Annotated in this window: 14 protein-coding genes; 9 read left to right on the plus strand and 5 right to left on the minus strand. The window is 58.2% G+C overall.

Annotated elements, in window-relative coordinates; genetic code table 11:
- Positions 1–4: 4 nt before the first annotated feature.
- Entirely contained in the window at positions 5–1,729 is a 1,725-nt protein-coding gene (gene ftsY, locus HF675_RS22485) for a signal recognition particle-docking protein FtsY (RefSeq protein WP_187043812.1), read from the minus strand.
- A 254-nt stretch (positions 1,730–1,983) separates the two neighbouring features.
- Here ftsY and rsmD point away from each other — a divergent pair, with 254 nt between their 5' ends.
- Positions 1,984–2,607 (plus strand): 16S rRNA (guanine(966)-N(2))-methyltransferase, encoded by a 624-nt coding sequence (gene rsmD / locus HF675_RS22490; RefSeq protein WP_105229371.1) that lies wholly within the window; start codon positions 1,984–1,986, stop codon positions 2,605–2,607.
- Positions 2,597–2,869 (plus strand): DUF1145 family protein, encoded by a 273-nt coding sequence (locus HF675_RS22495; protein WP_105229370.1) that lies wholly within the window; start codon positions 2,597–2,599, stop codon positions 2,867–2,869. Before rsmD ends, HF675_RS22495 begins: the two co-directional genes overlap by 11 nt.
- Positions 2,870–2,879: 10 nt before the next feature.
- On the opposite strand, the gene HF675_RS22500 is transcribed toward HF675_RS22495, so the two are convergent.
- The gene (locus HF675_RS22500) at positions 2,880–3,236 is read right to left on the minus strand and encodes a DUF2500 domain-containing protein (RefSeq protein ID WP_187043813.1); all 357 of its coding nucleotides are present in this window, start codon (positions 3,234–3,236) and stop codon (positions 2,880–2,882) included.
- Positions 3,237–3,433: 197 nt separating this feature from the next.
- Between HF675_RS22500 and HF675_RS22505 the strand changes: the two genes are divergently transcribed.
- Positions 3,434–4,060, plus strand: coding sequence for a lysoplasmalogenase (locus HF675_RS22505; protein ID WP_105229368.1), 627 nt, complete (start codon positions 3,434–3,436; stop codon positions 4,058–4,060).
- 31 nt (positions 4,061–4,091) lie between these two features.
- On the opposite strand, the gene HF675_RS22510 is transcribed toward HF675_RS22505, so the two are convergent.
- Complete coding sequence (locus tag HF675_RS22510; RefSeq protein ID WP_232251578.1) at positions 4,092–4,406, minus strand: AprI/Inh family metalloprotease inhibitor; 315 nt, start codon at positions 4,404–4,406, stop codon at positions 4,092–4,094.
- Between the two features lie 158 nt (positions 4,407–4,564).
- The gene (locus tag HF675_RS22515; protein ID WP_105233183.1) at positions 4,565–6,007 is read right to left on the minus strand and encodes a serralysin family metalloprotease; all 1,443 of its coding nucleotides are present in this window, start codon (positions 6,005–6,007) and stop codon (positions 4,565–4,567) included.
- 668 nt (positions 6,008–6,675) lie between these two features.
- On the opposite strand from HF675_RS22515, the gene HF675_RS22520 reads away from it, so the two are divergent.
- From HF675_RS22520 to HF675_RS22535, 4 genes are all read left to right on the plus strand, one after another.
- Positions 6,676–8,991, plus strand: a complete 2,316-nt coding sequence (locus tag HF675_RS22520; RefSeq protein ID WP_187043814.1) for a zinc/cadmium/mercury/lead-transporting ATPase — start codon at positions 6,676–6,678, stop codon at positions 8,989–8,991.
- Between the two features lie 143 nt (positions 8,992–9,134).
- Positions 9,135–10,223: a hypothetical protein gene (locus HF675_RS22525; RefSeq protein WP_105233182.1), complete on the plus strand. Its 1,089-nt coding sequence runs from the start codon at positions 9,135–9,137 to the stop codon at positions 10,221–10,223.
- Positions 10,223–11,347, plus strand: a complete 1,125-nt coding sequence (locus HF675_RS22530; RefSeq protein ID WP_105229365.1) for a BamA/TamA family outer membrane protein — start codon at positions 10,223–10,225, stop codon at positions 11,345–11,347. Before HF675_RS22525 ends, HF675_RS22530 begins: the two co-directional genes overlap by 1 nt.
- A gap of 26 nt (positions 11,348–11,373) precedes the next feature.
- The gene (locus HF675_RS22535) at positions 11,374–12,468 is read left to right on the plus strand and encodes a DUF4056 domain-containing protein (RefSeq protein WP_234008606.1); all 1,095 of its coding nucleotides are present in this window, start codon (positions 11,374–11,376) and stop codon (positions 12,466–12,468) included.
- 17 nt (positions 12,469–12,485) lie between these two features.
- On the opposite strand, the gene tusA is transcribed toward HF675_RS22535, so the two are convergent.
- Complete coding sequence (gene tusA, locus HF675_RS22540; protein WP_015344163.1) at positions 12,486–12,740, minus strand: sulfurtransferase TusA; 255 nt, start codon at positions 12,738–12,740, stop codon at positions 12,486–12,488.
- Positions 12,741–13,008: 268 nt separating this feature from the next.
- Between tusA and HF675_RS22545 the strand changes: the two genes are divergently transcribed.
- Together HF675_RS22545 and HF675_RS22550 are read left to right on the plus strand one after the other, a co-directional pair.
- A complete protein-coding gene (locus HF675_RS22545) occupies positions 13,009–13,674 on the plus strand; it encodes a 7-cyano-7-deazaguanine/7-aminomethyl-7-deazaguanine transporter (RefSeq protein ID WP_105229363.1) in 666 nt (221 codons plus the stop codon).
- Between the two features lie 39 nt (positions 13,675–13,713).
- Positions 13,714–14,145, plus strand: coding sequence for a GNAT family N-acetyltransferase (locus HF675_RS22550; RefSeq protein ID WP_187043815.1), 432 nt, complete (start codon positions 13,714–13,716; stop codon positions 14,143–14,145).
- Positions 14,146–14,261: the final 116 nt, after the last annotated feature.

Below are 14,261 nucleotides of genomic sequence, written 5' to 3' on the forward strand. Positions count from 1 at the left end.
CGTATTAATCCTCTCGGGCAAAAAGTGCCTCAATAAAATCGTCAGCCTTAAACGGCCGCAAATCTTCGATGCCTTCGCCAACGCCGATATAGCGAATCGGAATGCCGAACTGATCGGCAATGGCGAAGATCACCCCGCCCTTGGCGGTACCGTCCAGTTTAGTCAGCGTGATGCCGGTTAACCCTACGGCTTCATTAAATAATTTCGCCTGGCTGACCGCATTTTGACCGGTACTGGCGTCCAGCGTCAGCATAACCTCATGGGGGGCGTCCTCGTCCAGTTTTTTCATTACCCGGACGATCTTCTTCAACTCTTCCATCAGGTGGGCTTTATTCTGCAAACGTCCGGCGGTATCGGCAATCAGTACGTCGACGCCGCGCGCTTTGGCCGCCTGCACCGCATCAAAGATCACCGAAGCGGAATCAGCGCCGGTATGCTGCGCCACCACCGGAATGTGATTACGTTCGCCCCACACCTGCAGCTGCTCTACTGCTGCGGCGCGGAAGGTATCCCCCGCCGCCAGCATCACCGACTTGCCCTCGGCCTGGAACTGACGCGCCAGTTTACCGATAGTGGTGGTTTTGCCGACGCCGTTAACGCCAACCATCAGAATGACATACGGCGTTTTACCACCGACATCCAGCGGTTGATCAACCTTGGCCAGAATTTCGGACATTTCCTCCTTCAGCTTGCCGTACAGCGCTTCAGCGTCTTTCAGCTGTTTACGGCTGGCGTGCTGAGTGAGGGAACTGATGATTTTACTGGTGGTTTCCACACCAACATCGGCGATCAGCAGCTGTTCTTCCAGCTCTTCAAACAGATCGTCGTCGATCTTCTTGCCGCGGAACAGGCCGACAAAACCAGACCCCAGGTTCTGTTTGGTCTTAACCAGGCTGCGTTTCAGGCGGGCGAAGAAGCCTTCTTTGGTCGGCCGCTCCTGTTCCTGCGACGCCGCCGGCGCTACCGCCGCGACCTCCGGTTCAGCTTCCGCAACCGGCTCGGCTTCCGCAACCGGTTCAACTTCTACAACCGGTTCAACTTCTACAACCGGTTCAACTTCGACAACCGGTTCAGCTTCCGCAACCGGTTCAGCTTCGACAACCGGTTCAACTTCTGCAACCGGTTCAGCTTCCGCAACCGGTTCAGCTTCCGCTTCCGGTTCAGCTTCCGCTTCCGGTTCAACTTCGACAACCGGCTCAGCTTCTACAACCGGCTCCGCTTCCGGTATGGCGCGTTCGGGCTGCGGCGCATGTTCCGGCGCCGCGTCCTTCTCCACCAGCAGCTCGGCGATGGCCGGCGCGGCCGTGTCGATGCTCTCGGCAGGTTTGGCATCGCTTGCCGTCATATCATCGGCCTGCGGTGCATCCGCTTCCGCCTGCGGCATCACCGCCTCAACGATCTCGTCCTGCGTATACACCGGCGCAGCGCTTTCCGACGCCGTCTCAGCGTCTTCTTCCTGTGCTTCTGCCGCCGGCGTAGCGTGCGCCGCAATATCCGGCACATTTTCGGCAACCTGTTCGGTGCTGCCGTCCCATTCGCCCGGCAGATCGACAGAAGCGGCAGGCTCGGATTCCTGCGCGGGGAGCTTATCATCCAGCGTGGTCGCCGGCGCAGGTTCTACCGCCGCCGCTTCAGGCTCGGCCTGTTCAGCCTGTGGTTCCGGCTGTTTCTCTTCTTTTTGGCCGAAACCCAGCCAGGAGAAAAACCCACGTTTCTTTTCTTTTGCCATGCTGTGACCCTAACTCCGTACCAATGGCTGAATAACGAAAATAATTTAACCCCCGAGTCTATCACTTTCCCTCGCGGAGCAACACGCATCCGGCAGGTGAAAATCCGCCAATGGCCGTTGCTCGACGCCTCTTCGCCGGCACATCCCGCCGCATAAACCGCAAATTGCCAGACAGCGCGCTATTTCCCCGGGACGCTCTCCCCGTTAGAATAGCGTTAACTTTTCTCGATCTGCGAAATACATTAAGACTTTTTATGGCAAGACTATCGTCACGGCCCGCGCCCCGCAAAGCGCAGGCGGCCGCGGCCGGACAAATCCGCATTATCGGCGGCCAGTGGCGCGGACGTAAATTACCGGTGCCGAACAGCGCCGGGCTGCGGCCTACCACCGATCGGGTGCGTGAGACGCTGTTTAACTGGCTGGCGCCGGTGATTCAGGGCGCGCGCTGTCTGGACTGTTTTGCCGGCAGCGGCGCGCTGGGGCTGGAAGCGCTGTCACGCTATGCCGGCAGCGCCACGCTGCTGGAATTCGAACGCCCGGTTGCCCAGCAGCTGGAAAAAAATCTGGCGCTGCTTAACGGCAACGGCCAGGTGATCAATACCAATGCGCTGAGCTGGCTGGCCAACGCCGGCGCAGCCTATGACGTCGTATTCCTCGATCCGCCGTTCCGCAAGGGGCTGCTGGCGCAAACCGTCAACCTGCTGGAGCAGCAAGGCTGGCTGGCCGATGAGGCCTGGGTATACGTGGAGGCCGAGGCCGAAAGCGCCGCGGCCGACGTGCCGGCCAACTGGGCGCTGCACCGTGAAAAGGTCGCCGGACAGGTGGCCTATCGTCTTTATATTCGTTCCGCCAAAGAGAAAACTGAAAATGCTGATTAATCTGGGTCGCCTGCTGATGTTATGCGTATGGGGCTTCCTGCTGACCAACCTGATTCACCCGTTCCCCAAGCCGCTGAAGTACTTTATCGACGTGGCGCTGTTCTTTATGGTGATAATGCACGGGTTTCAGGTGATGCTGTTGAAATCCACCCAGCCGAAGGATCAGCCCATCAGCTACTGGCAGGAAGCCAAAATATTTATTTTCGGCGTATTTGAGCTACTGGCCTGGCAGAAAAAACAGCCGCCGCTGAAGAAGAAGTAACCTTCCGCATTTACCGCTGCGCGGTAAAAGAGATAAAGCGCGTGCCCTGCATCTTCAGGGTGCCGTGCGCACCGGGCGTTATCAGGTCATACTGCGGCTGCTTCAGCCGCACCACAATATTTTCACCACCGCGCTGCGGCTGAAAGGTCACCTCATAGCGCATCGCTTCATTGACGATATGCTCACGCTGGCGCGAGCGGTTGGTGCTGGCCGCAAAGGCGCGTTTGTCGCTCACCACAACCTGCGTGGCGCGCACCGGCTCGCGGTCGTTCGCCGCCTCCTGCTTACGCTGGCTGAAGTAACGCTGCGTTGCCAGTACGGCAATCAGCGCCACCACGGCGATAAAAATCAGCGGTGGTTTACTCATCTCTTTCCCATTCCCTTCGCCGCTAAAAGCGGGTAAACATAGCACTCAGTGAAAAACCTTACCGCACCGCAACGTGCTTCTCTATAGCCGGACAAATAACATCGCGGTCCTGATTCCAGGTATACACTGAAGAAGTGACGCAGGTGACATTTTTCGCGCCGCCCGATTATGGCGCTGATGACTAATAAGGAAGATATATGAGTTGGCCATTCCTTGCCGTATTCTTTTCCGGTTGGTTATACGTTGACGCCGCCTATCGCGGCCCGAGCTGGCAACGCTGGGTGTTCAAACCCGTCACGCTGCTGCTATTGCTGCTGCTCGCCTGGCAGGCGCCGGTGCTCGGCGCCGCCGGTTATCTGATCGTCTTTGGCCTGCTGGCAACCCTGGCGGGCGATGCCTTGCTGCAGTTGCCCCGCCAGCAGATACTGTACGCCCTCGGCGCATTCTTCCTTGCTCATCTGTTGTATGCCCTCAGCTTCGCCAGCCAGATGACCTTCAGCCTGTTCTGGCCACTGCCGCTGGCGCTGCTGATTATCGGCGTGCTGCTGCTGGCGGCGCTGTGGACGCGGATCGCCGAGCAGCGCTGGGCGGTCGTTGCCTACGTCGGCATGACGCTGCTGATGGTCTGGCTGGCCGGGGAACAATATTTCCTGCGCAGCACCGACTACGGTTTCTCGTTGCTGACCGGCACCTCGTTACTGCTGCTAGCAAGCATTGTCTGGCTGGTGAGCCATTATCGCACCAAGTTTCGCGCCGCCGACGCTATCGTCGCCTTCTGTTATTTTGTCGGCCACTTCCTGATCGTGCGTTCGCTCTATCTGTAAGCTTACGGGTTCGCAGCCGCGAACCCGCCATTCAGTCCAGCGCCTTCAGCGTCAGGCCGTCCTCATCGCCGATGCGGTGGCGATAAATATCGCCGTCACGTGAAAAAAACGCCAGCGTGCTGCCGTCGGCCTGCAGCAGCGCGATACCGTCCGGTGCGGGACGCCAGCCGGCCGCCGGCGCGCTCAGCAGCGTCTGCAGACACTGCTGCGCATCCTGCAGCTGATAACCGTTGGCAGCCGGCTGTTTGTCAGCCCGCAACGCAACCCGGCACTGTGTGTCGCCCTTGGCGACCTGCCACTCACCCGCCAGCGACTGCGCGGAAGGAAGAACCAAACTGCTGGCCATAGCGGCTCCTGTCGTTATGTAATATGTCATCATCGCGGCCACCGCCAGGGTGGCGCGCATCCGTCGTTTGCTCATGGTCTGTTCACCGTAAACGTGGCGGGCGCGGCACAAGGGCCGCACCCGTCCTGCCGGTCAACCGGCAACTGCCTGATTACTGCCTAGACGATAAAATCGGTGGCTACATCCGCCTGCCCAACGATTTTCACCAGGAAATCCGGCGTACTATGCCCGCCGAAGTCCACCGCCAAATCGCTGACATTGTTGGCGGCATCATAAGTCAGCAGAGCCTCACCCGCCGCACCGCTGAACTGGTCGACAAAGTGAATCGCATCACCGCCCTTGTTAAAGTATGACAGATCGATTTTATCGATACCCTTCTGGAAGTCACGGATCCAGTCCGGCGCATCCGGGGTGGAGTCACCGACGGCAGAGAACACAAAGGTGTCATTGCCGGCGCCACCCCACAGCTCATCGGCACCGCCGCCGCCGAACAACACGTCATTGCCCGCACCGCCTTTCAGCACGTTGTCGGCCTGATTGCCGACCAGCACGTCGTTGCCGGAGCCGCCGATGGCGTTCTCAATGGTCACGCCGGCCGCAATCGACACGTTGCCCTTCAGCCCGCCAACGTCGGAGAATGACGTCTCGTTCAGGTTGATGCGCTGGTCAGCGCTATAGCCGGAGAAGTCAAAGGTATCGTTACCGCCGGCATCCCACACGGAGAAGATCACTTTTTCCGCGTTGCTGCTGGTGCTGAAAAAGTCGCGATCGGTGTTGGAGTTAAAGCCGTATACCGTATCACCGGTACGGGTGCTCATATTGGCGCCGTACAGGTGCTGGATCGCCGAAATGTCATCCAGCAGCGGGCCGGCGGCATAATGGCCGCCGTTGTCGCCGCCGGTGTTGCTTTCGCTCCAGTAGCTCATCAGGCTGAACATGCGGCTGTCTTCCGCATAGCTGGCGTCACGATAGGAAGGGTTGCCCTGGCCGGCATTGTAGTCGCCAGGGTGGCTCAGCCCCAAGGCATGACCGATTTCATGGGTAAAGGTCTGACGGCCGTAATCTTCAGAGGCCGGATGCTGAATATTGGACTGGTTAATGTTGTACCAGCTTTGACCAGAGACGCTGCCGGAGCCCGGCAGCCAGGCGTAGGCCTGGGTGTCATAGTCGGTCTGGCCGTACTGATCCTGGCTGTAGTTGCCGAAGGTAATGTTGGCTTTTTGCGTGCCGGACACCTCGGTAAAAGTGATATTGGCCACATCAGACCAGGACTGCAACGACAGTTTGGCCTGCTGCTGCTGTTCAGCGCTGAACTTGCTTAAGCCGCGATCGCCGCCGTCATTGGCGGAATTGAACTGATAGTCGGGAAATGAGAAGGTCAGTTTTACCGGGGTATCAAATACGCCTTTTCCATTCCAGGTTTGGTTAGTGCGGGTAATATATAACCCGGCCTCTTCAGTAGAAAATGAGTCCTTGCCATTAACTTGAATCCCATTACCGCGTTGGTGATAATGCAGTAAATCATTAACGGCATCATAACCAGTTTTGGTCGCCGCCAGGCTGGATTCATTCACTTCTATCGCTTTTTTCTTCGATTGCATTGGTTCGATTCCACGCATTATTTGATCGTTAACGATCAAATAGATAAACATAACCTTCCCTGTTACTGCGTAAGTACATCCCGCAGATCTCTGGGAAGACGCGTATGCGCCAGTGATGGCTTGAATAGATAAGGAATTAATACATAACAATCAGTAAATAAGATCACCATCCCAAATGGTAATCGTTTCCAAGTATAGGTAGCGATATTGAATGAATCTCAGAATTAAAAACTTTTTAAATGCTTTACGAAAGTGTTTTTATCTAGAAAAACATGAAACAAACACATATGAAACACAAAAATAACGACAAGAAAGAGACAAAGCCCAATAAGAACGCCACATCGGGCAACGAGTGTTTCATGCTGGCACTTTTCATATTGCCTGAAGTTTTATTTTATTAAATGATAAATTGATCACAAATATTATTTTGAACACAAATTAAATATCCACAACGAACATATTTGACGTGCTAAAAATAAAATATAGAAAGCAAAATAATGACTAAATCAATAATAAAAACCTCTGGATTGAGTTTCATATTATTAGCATGCTAAACAAACCCGGCCTGATTAATTAATCACTCGTCTATTTTATTCCCCTTGACTCTGGAGTTGGCTCCAAGGTGTAAAGTTTGCCACGATAATGATCGTTAACTGCCTGGGGGCGTTATGCATACTCATAAAGAACATCAGCACCACGAACACAACCACCATGACGGCGGCTGCGGTTGCAACCACAGCCACGCCAAAACCCAACACGGCTGCAGCAGTGAAAAACCGGCTGACGCCGCAGGCCACGCCTGCAGCGACGGCCACCAGCATCAGCACGGCGCAAGCTGCTGCGACAGCGGCGACCCGGATGAGGAAAGCGACAGGTTAGCCGCCGCTCCCCCAGCCGGCAGCCAGCGTTTTAGTTGGAAGGTCAACGGCATGGACTGCCCAAGCTGCGCCAAAAAAATCGAGAATGCCGTCACCGCCGTACCCGGTGTCAGCAACGCACGCGTACTGTTTGCCACCGAGAAATTAGTGGTGGATGCGCAGAGCGATATCAGCCAACGCGTGCAGGAGGCCGTCGCACAGGCCGGCTTTACCCTGCTTGGCATCGGCGGCCAGCCGCAGACGGCGCCGGGCAACGAATCACGTTTTGCACCCTACTATCCTTTGTTGCTGCTGACGGCACTGATGATTCTCAGTTGGGCGCTCGACCGCATCAACCCGCAATGGGGCAGCATCGCCTTTATCGCCACCACGCTGGTCGGGCTGGCGCCGATCGCGCGCAAAGCGCTGCGTTTAATCCGCTCCGGTACGCCGTTCGCCATTGAAACCCTGATGAGCGTCGCCGCCATCGGCGCGCTGTTTATCGGCGCTACCGCCGAAGCCGCCATGGTACTGCTGCTGTTTATGGTCGGCGAACTGCTGGAATCCTATGCCGCCAACCGGGCGCGACGCGGCGTCACCGCGCTGATGGCGCTGGTGCCGGAAGAGGCGGTGCTGCTGAGCGGCAGCCAGCGCCGGCGCGTACCGGTCAGCAGCCTGCGGCCGGGCGATGTGATTGAAATCGCCCCCGGCGCCCGGCTGCCGGCCGATGCCGAGCTGATCGACCCGTTCGCCAGCTTTGACGAAAGTGCACTGACCGGCGAGTCCGTACCGGTGGAACGCCAGCAGGGAGAAAAAGTGGCGGCGGGCAGCCTGTCGGTCGATCAGTCGGTGCAGATGAAAGTGGTCTCCGAGCCGGGCAAGAATGCCATCGACCGCATCCTGCAGCTGATTGAAGAGGCGGAAGAACGCCGCGCGCCGATTGAGCGCTTCCTTGACCGCTTCAGCCGCTACTACACGCCGGCAATCATGCTGCTGTCGCTGGCCGTCATTCTGTTGCCGCCGCTGCTGTTTTCCCAGCCATGGGAAACCTGGATTTATCGTGGCCTGACGCTGTTACTGATCGGTTGCCCGTGCGCGCTGGTGATTTCAACGCCGGCGGCCATCACCTCCGGCCTGGCGGCGGCCACCCGCCGCGGCTCATTGATTAAAGGCGGCGCCGCCCTGGAACAATTGGGACAGGTGCAAACCATCGCGTTTGATAAAACCGGCACCCTGACCGAAGGTAAACCGACAGTCACCGACGTGCTGCCGATCGGCGCGCTGAGCGAACAGCAACTGCTGACGCTGGCGGCTGCGGTCGAAGCCGGTTCACATCACCCGTTGGCGCAGGCGATCGTTCGCCGGGCCGAACAATATGGCACACCGCTGCCGCTGGCCGACAGCCGTCGCGCGCTGGCCGGCGTGGGCATCGAGGGGCAGCTTGACGGCAAAACGGTGCGCATCAGCGCGCCGGCCAAACTGGCGCCGGGGCTGCTGGACATTACCTGGCAAACGCGTCTGGAACAGTTGGAAAGCGAAGGGAAAACCGTGGTAGTGGCGCTGGAGGATAATCAGCCCGTCGGCCTGTTGGCCCTGCGCGATACGCTGCGTAGCGACGCGCGACAGGCGATCGCCGAGCTCAGCCAAATGGGCATCAGCGGCGTCATGCTGACCGGCGACAACCCGCGCGCGGCGGCCGCCATCGCCCGTGAGCTGGGCATCGACTACCGCGCCGGGCTACTGCCGGAAGATAAGGTCACGGCGGTGACGGAACTGAACCGGCAACGGCCGACGGCGATGCTCGGCGACGGCATCAACGATGCGCCGGCCATGAAAGCCGCTAGCATCGGTATTGCCATGGGCAGCGGCACCGACGTCGCACTGGAGACCGCCGATGCGGCGCTGACGCACAACCGCCTGCTGGGCATCGCCGAGATGGTACGCATCTCACGCGCCACCCACGCCAATATCCGGCAAAACATCACCATTGCGCTGGGGTTGAAGGCAATCTTCCTGGTCACCAGCCTGTTGGGCTTCACCGGGCTGTGGCTGGCGGTGCTGGCCGACTCCGGCGCCACCGCGCTGGTGACGCTGAATGCGATCCGGCTGTTAAAAATCCGTCAGTGATCTTATTGTGCTCCGCGCCACGCGCGGAGCACAATAGGCGCATTTAATGTACGCCTACACACCCTTAGTTATTATATCCTTACGCTCTTACCATAAGAATACTCTGCTTTTTTAAACGTATTCACATGCAAAGAGCCTGAATGATGAAACCCTTTAACTATAAAAACGTTATTTTCGTTCCCGTTGCTTTGTTTTCAGCGGTAACATTTGCGCAACAACCCACTTCTGAAGACACCGAACGGCTGATTGACAACGCCCAGCGCCCCGCTTTTTCCCAAGGCGCATTGCCGGCGGCCAGCCAGCAGGACGTCACACCGCCAACCCAGCCGGTCACACCGCAATTGCAATCACAGTCGCAACATCACATGCTGCCTTTCTGGGGCGATGAAGCGCGCGCCCGCGGTTACGACCTGCCGGAAACCTTCGGTATCGGCATTAACCATATGAATATGCGGCAGAATATTGAGGTCAGCAGTATCGCCTTCTCCGGGTTGGGTTGGGACACCTTCCAGATGCCGGGCGACCTGTTTAATATCAAAGCCGAAAACAGCCGCGAGAAAAGTAAAACCGAAACGATGCGTCTCGACGCCTGGGTGTTACCGTTCCTGAACGTCTACGGCATCGTCGGCCATACCCGTGGCAGCTCCCACTCGATCGTCTCCGTCGATGCCGATCCCAGCCAGTACACCAATCTGATGGACAGGATCATCGCCTCAGCAGTGCACCAAATGAACAAAAGCGGTCAGCTGAAAGATCTGGATTTCAATCTGGATTTTAAAGGCACTACCTACGGCGCCGGCTTTACGCTGGCCGGCGGTTACGAAAACTGGTTCGCGACGCTGGACACCAACTACACCCGTACCGACTTCAACATTCTCGACGGGCAAATTTCGGCGCTCACCGTGACGCCGCGCGTCGGCTACCGTTTCCAGATGCCGGGCATCAGCGGCACCAGCCACCTGAACCTGTGGGTCGGCAGCATGTATCAGGACGTGCAGCAAGAGTTTAAAGGCAGCCTGGGGGATCTGAATATGCCGGCCGCTCTGCAGCCGCTGATCGCTATCGCCAACCAGCGCGGTGAAGGGCGCTTCCGGGTCAAGCAACACCTGCAGTCACCGTGGAACGTGCTGGTCGGCGCGCAATATGAGATCACCCGGAACTTCAACGTGATGACGGAAATCGGCTTTAGCGAGCGCAACAGTGCGATGGTTTCCGCTGAATACCGCTTCTGATGTTACGCTGGCTTCCCCTTCTGCTGTTGACGGTGCAAACGGCGGCCTGCGCCGTGCTGCCCAGCCGGCAGCAGATTGACGACCTGCTGCGCCCGCTGGGCGCAGACAACCATTTTGACCACCGTAAGACCATCGACTGGGGCGTACTGCCGGGGCCGTTCTATACTCCGGAACTGGGTCTGGGCATTGGCACCGCCGTGGTCGGCATGTATCGCCCGGACAGCAGCGACAGCGTCAGCCAAAACTCTACGCTGGCGCTCAAGGGCTTTTTCAGTTCGACCGGCGCGTTCGGCATGGGCTTTGAAAACTACAGCTTCTTTGCCAACGACCAGTGGCGTTTTTTCACCACCGGCAGCATGAAAAATATGCCCACCTATTACTGGGGCACCGGCTATCAGGCCGGCCGGCATGATAGCAACAAGGAAAAATATACCCAGCAGTCGCTGCAGGTCGCGCCTGTCGTGATGTACCGCATTGCCGATGCTACCTACCTGGGACTCGGCTGGGATTTCTCCTCAACCCACGCCGACGATCCGGACAACGGCGACCACAGCCTGTTTCTGTCGGAAGCGGCCGGGCCGTCTTCGATCAGTTCCGGCGTCAGCGCGCATTTCAGTTACGATACGCGGGACTTTGTCGCCAACGCCAGCCGTGGACAGTACTTCAACCTGACCTACACCCATTTCGCCCCTGAACTAGGCAGCGACAGCCGGTTCGAAACGCTGGAATCGCAGTACAATCTGTACCATAGTCTGAGCGCCAAAAGCGTACTGGCACTCGATCTCTACGGCCGTTTTGCCAGCGGCGAAGTGCCATGGGATCGCCTGTCGGAACTGGGCAACGATAACCGTATGCGTGGTTACTATCAGGGACGCTACCGCGATCGCAACGCCTTCAGCGGGCAGATCGAATACCGCCGCAAGCTCAACTGGCGGCACGGCTATGTGCTGTGGGCCGGCACCGGCACCATGAGCCGCGACGCCGGCGAGCTGGGACGGGACTGGCTGCCGACCGTCGGTGCCGGCTACCGTTTTGAGTTTAAACCGCGGATGAACGTACGCCTCGACTTCGGCGTCGGGCGTCAGAGCAGCGGGTTCTATTTTCAGGTAGGAGAAGCTTTTTAATGCGTTATAGTGCGCTGATATTCATCATGTTTCTGAATACGGCACAGGCCGTCGCGGCGACGGAAACCACTATCACAGCGCAGCCGACCCGCGCCACGCGCATCGCCTGGCCGGTAACGCCCCCGCTGTCCGCGCCGGACGGGTTGCGGCCATGCTGCGCCTTCGGCTTCGATCTCAAGGTTCAGGCGCTGGGCATTCCGGTGCCCTTTTATCAGTTGGGTAACGTGGTGGACGCCAATCAGCTTGGCCATCACCGCTATAACGACAGCGCCTTCGGCGCCGTCAGCAATGTGCTGGGGCTGAGCAGCGAGCGGGACGGTCTGCTGTACACCCGCCGCGGCGGGTTTATCGATATCGCCCACGTACGCGACACCGCCGACAACACCCTGTACCTCTTCAGCCAGATCCTGCCACGGCTCGGCCAACGCTGGCAGCTCTCCCTGGGGGAGGAGCTGGCGCAGCGGCGGATTCAGCTCAACGCCTTTACGCCGCCGACAGACGCGGCACAGCGCTATACGCTGGCGGCCTATCTGGCAGGGAAACTGGCGTACCAGCTGGCCGCCTGGCATGAAATCGCCCAGTGGTACGGTTACCAGTCCGTACCCGGTTTTTCCGAGGAGATCTCCGCCTTTTCGCCGGAAGATCTCTATTCCAACCTGCTGGGCGCGCGGCTGGCGATCGATGCAATTTTACAGGGCGGCGCGGTTTCGGTCGGCAGCTATAACCGGGCGATGGAAAGCCTGCTGCCTGCGGCGCTTAATCAGCTTGGCGCGGTATCCGCCACGCAGACCCGGCGGCAGCTGGCCGCTATCGACGGCGACTGGTGGGACAGCCACCGGCGGGTGCCGGAAAAATTTTTGGTGTTGAAACGCAACTATGACACCGGCGACAACCGTCTGCCGACGCCGGTGCCGTTCGAACGCACCGCGCCGCAGCGCCTGATGCTGCCGCAGCAGCGCTACGGCATTCCGTTGGATGATATCGGAGAGTTACAACTCTGGCCGGGCAGTTCCCCGCGTCATCTGCCGCCGCCGTCGCCCTACTATACGGCGAAAGACTTCAGCGCCCTGGCGCTGCACGCCCGGGCCGAAGACGCCCGGCAGATACTGGAAAAGCGCTGACGGGCGGCACGCCGGCCTCAGGCAGCAGCGGTGCCCTTACGCAGCAAATAGCGGTAAGGGGTCTGCTCAGTCTCCTGCGCCACCAGCGTATGCTCCATAAAACGGCAGAAGCCGGGGATATCGCGGGTGGTGGCCGGATCGTCGGCAATGATCAGCAGCGTTTGGCCATTGTCCATATGGCGTACGGTTTTACGCACCATCATGACCGGTTCTGGACAGCGCAGGCCAAGCGCATCGAGCGTTTGGTCTGCCTGGGAAAAGATGTCACTCATGTTATTAATCTCGATCAACTACGATCGGCGAACGCTCGCCGGATCTCATAACGGCATAGTTTACGCCGGTGGTTTTTCTGTGCAACATGCGTTAACGTTTGCGTGTATTTTAACCGCACCGTTGATTGCATTGGTTGCGCAAACGCGTATCATGCGCCGCGCGGCTGACAAAAAAAGCGGCCGTACAATTTATTGATCGCCCCGCACACTGCAGGGTGAGCATCGTCGGTATGGGTTCCCTCACCCCATTCATTCAAAAAGGTCATTTATGTACGCTTTTACTCCGCAACAGCGCACCGGCGCGTTGCTTTGGCTGTCGCTGTTCCACATCCTCATCATTACCTCCAGCAACTATCTGGTGCAGCTGCCGATTACCATTTTCGGCTTCCACACCACCTGGGGCGCTTTTACCTTTCCGTTTATTTTTCTCGCTACCGATCTGACCGTGCGCATTTTCGGCGCGCCGCTGGCCAGAAAGATCATTCTGGCGGTGATGGTGCCGGCGCTGTTTATCTCTTACGTGATTTCCACCGTGACGTTTCAGGGCGAATGGCAGGGGCTGGCGGCGCTGGGTCAGTTCAACCTGTTTGTTGCACGCATCGCAGTCGCCAGCTTTATGGCCTATGTGCTCGGCCAGATCCTCGATGTGCACGTGTTTAACCGCCTGCGCCAGCGCAGCGCTTGGTGGGTCGCGCCCGCCGCCGCGATGTTCCTCGGCAATATCAGCGATACGCTGTCGTTCTTCTTTATCGCCTTCTACCAGAGCAGCGATCCGTTTATGGCCGCCCACTGGGTGGAAATCGCCCTGGTGGATTACAGTTTCAAGGTGATGATCTGCCTGCTGTTTTTCCTGCCGATGTACGGCGTGCTGCTGAACATGCTGCTGAAATATCTCGCCAGCCGTCATCAGAACGGCGCGCTGCAGACCAGTTAAGCTATGATGGCGGTCTGCGCAATGACGGAGGCCGCCAAGATGTTAACCACCCGCCCTGCCACGCTGGCACAAATCCAGCAGATCTATCAGCACATCCCCGAGTTTGCCGCCGCACACAGCCTGCAGGATCTGCAGCTGCGCATCGGCGACGCCGCGCATTACGCGCTGATTGCCGAGCTGGACGGTCAGCCGGTCGGTTTCAAGCTGGGTTATCAAACCGGTGACGATACCTTCTACAGCTGGCTGGGCGGCGTGCTGCCCGCCTTCCGCCGCTGCGGCGTCGCCGGACGGTTGCTGGAAGAGCAGGAGCGCTGGGCGCGCATGCAGAGCTTTACCCGGCTGACGGTGAAAACGCGCAATCAATTCCGCGCGATGCTGACGCTGCTGGTCAGCCGCCACTATCAGATTATTGCGCTGGAAAAGAAGGGCGAAGTGGCTGATTATCGGCTATTACTGGAAAAAATTTTATGACAACATCCTTCTTGCATTTCGCTGCTCAATAGGTTGCGATCGAGCAAAGAGACACGCGATCCGTCATACTTCAGGTAACAGGAACCTTAGCGTTATGCGCTGCCCTGCATTTGCAT

The organism is Serratia sp. JUb9, from assembly GCF_014298095.1.
Taxonomy (GTDB): Bacteria; Pseudomonadota; Gammaproteobacteria; order Enterobacterales; family Enterobacteriaceae; genus Serratia_B; species Serratia_B rhizosphaerae.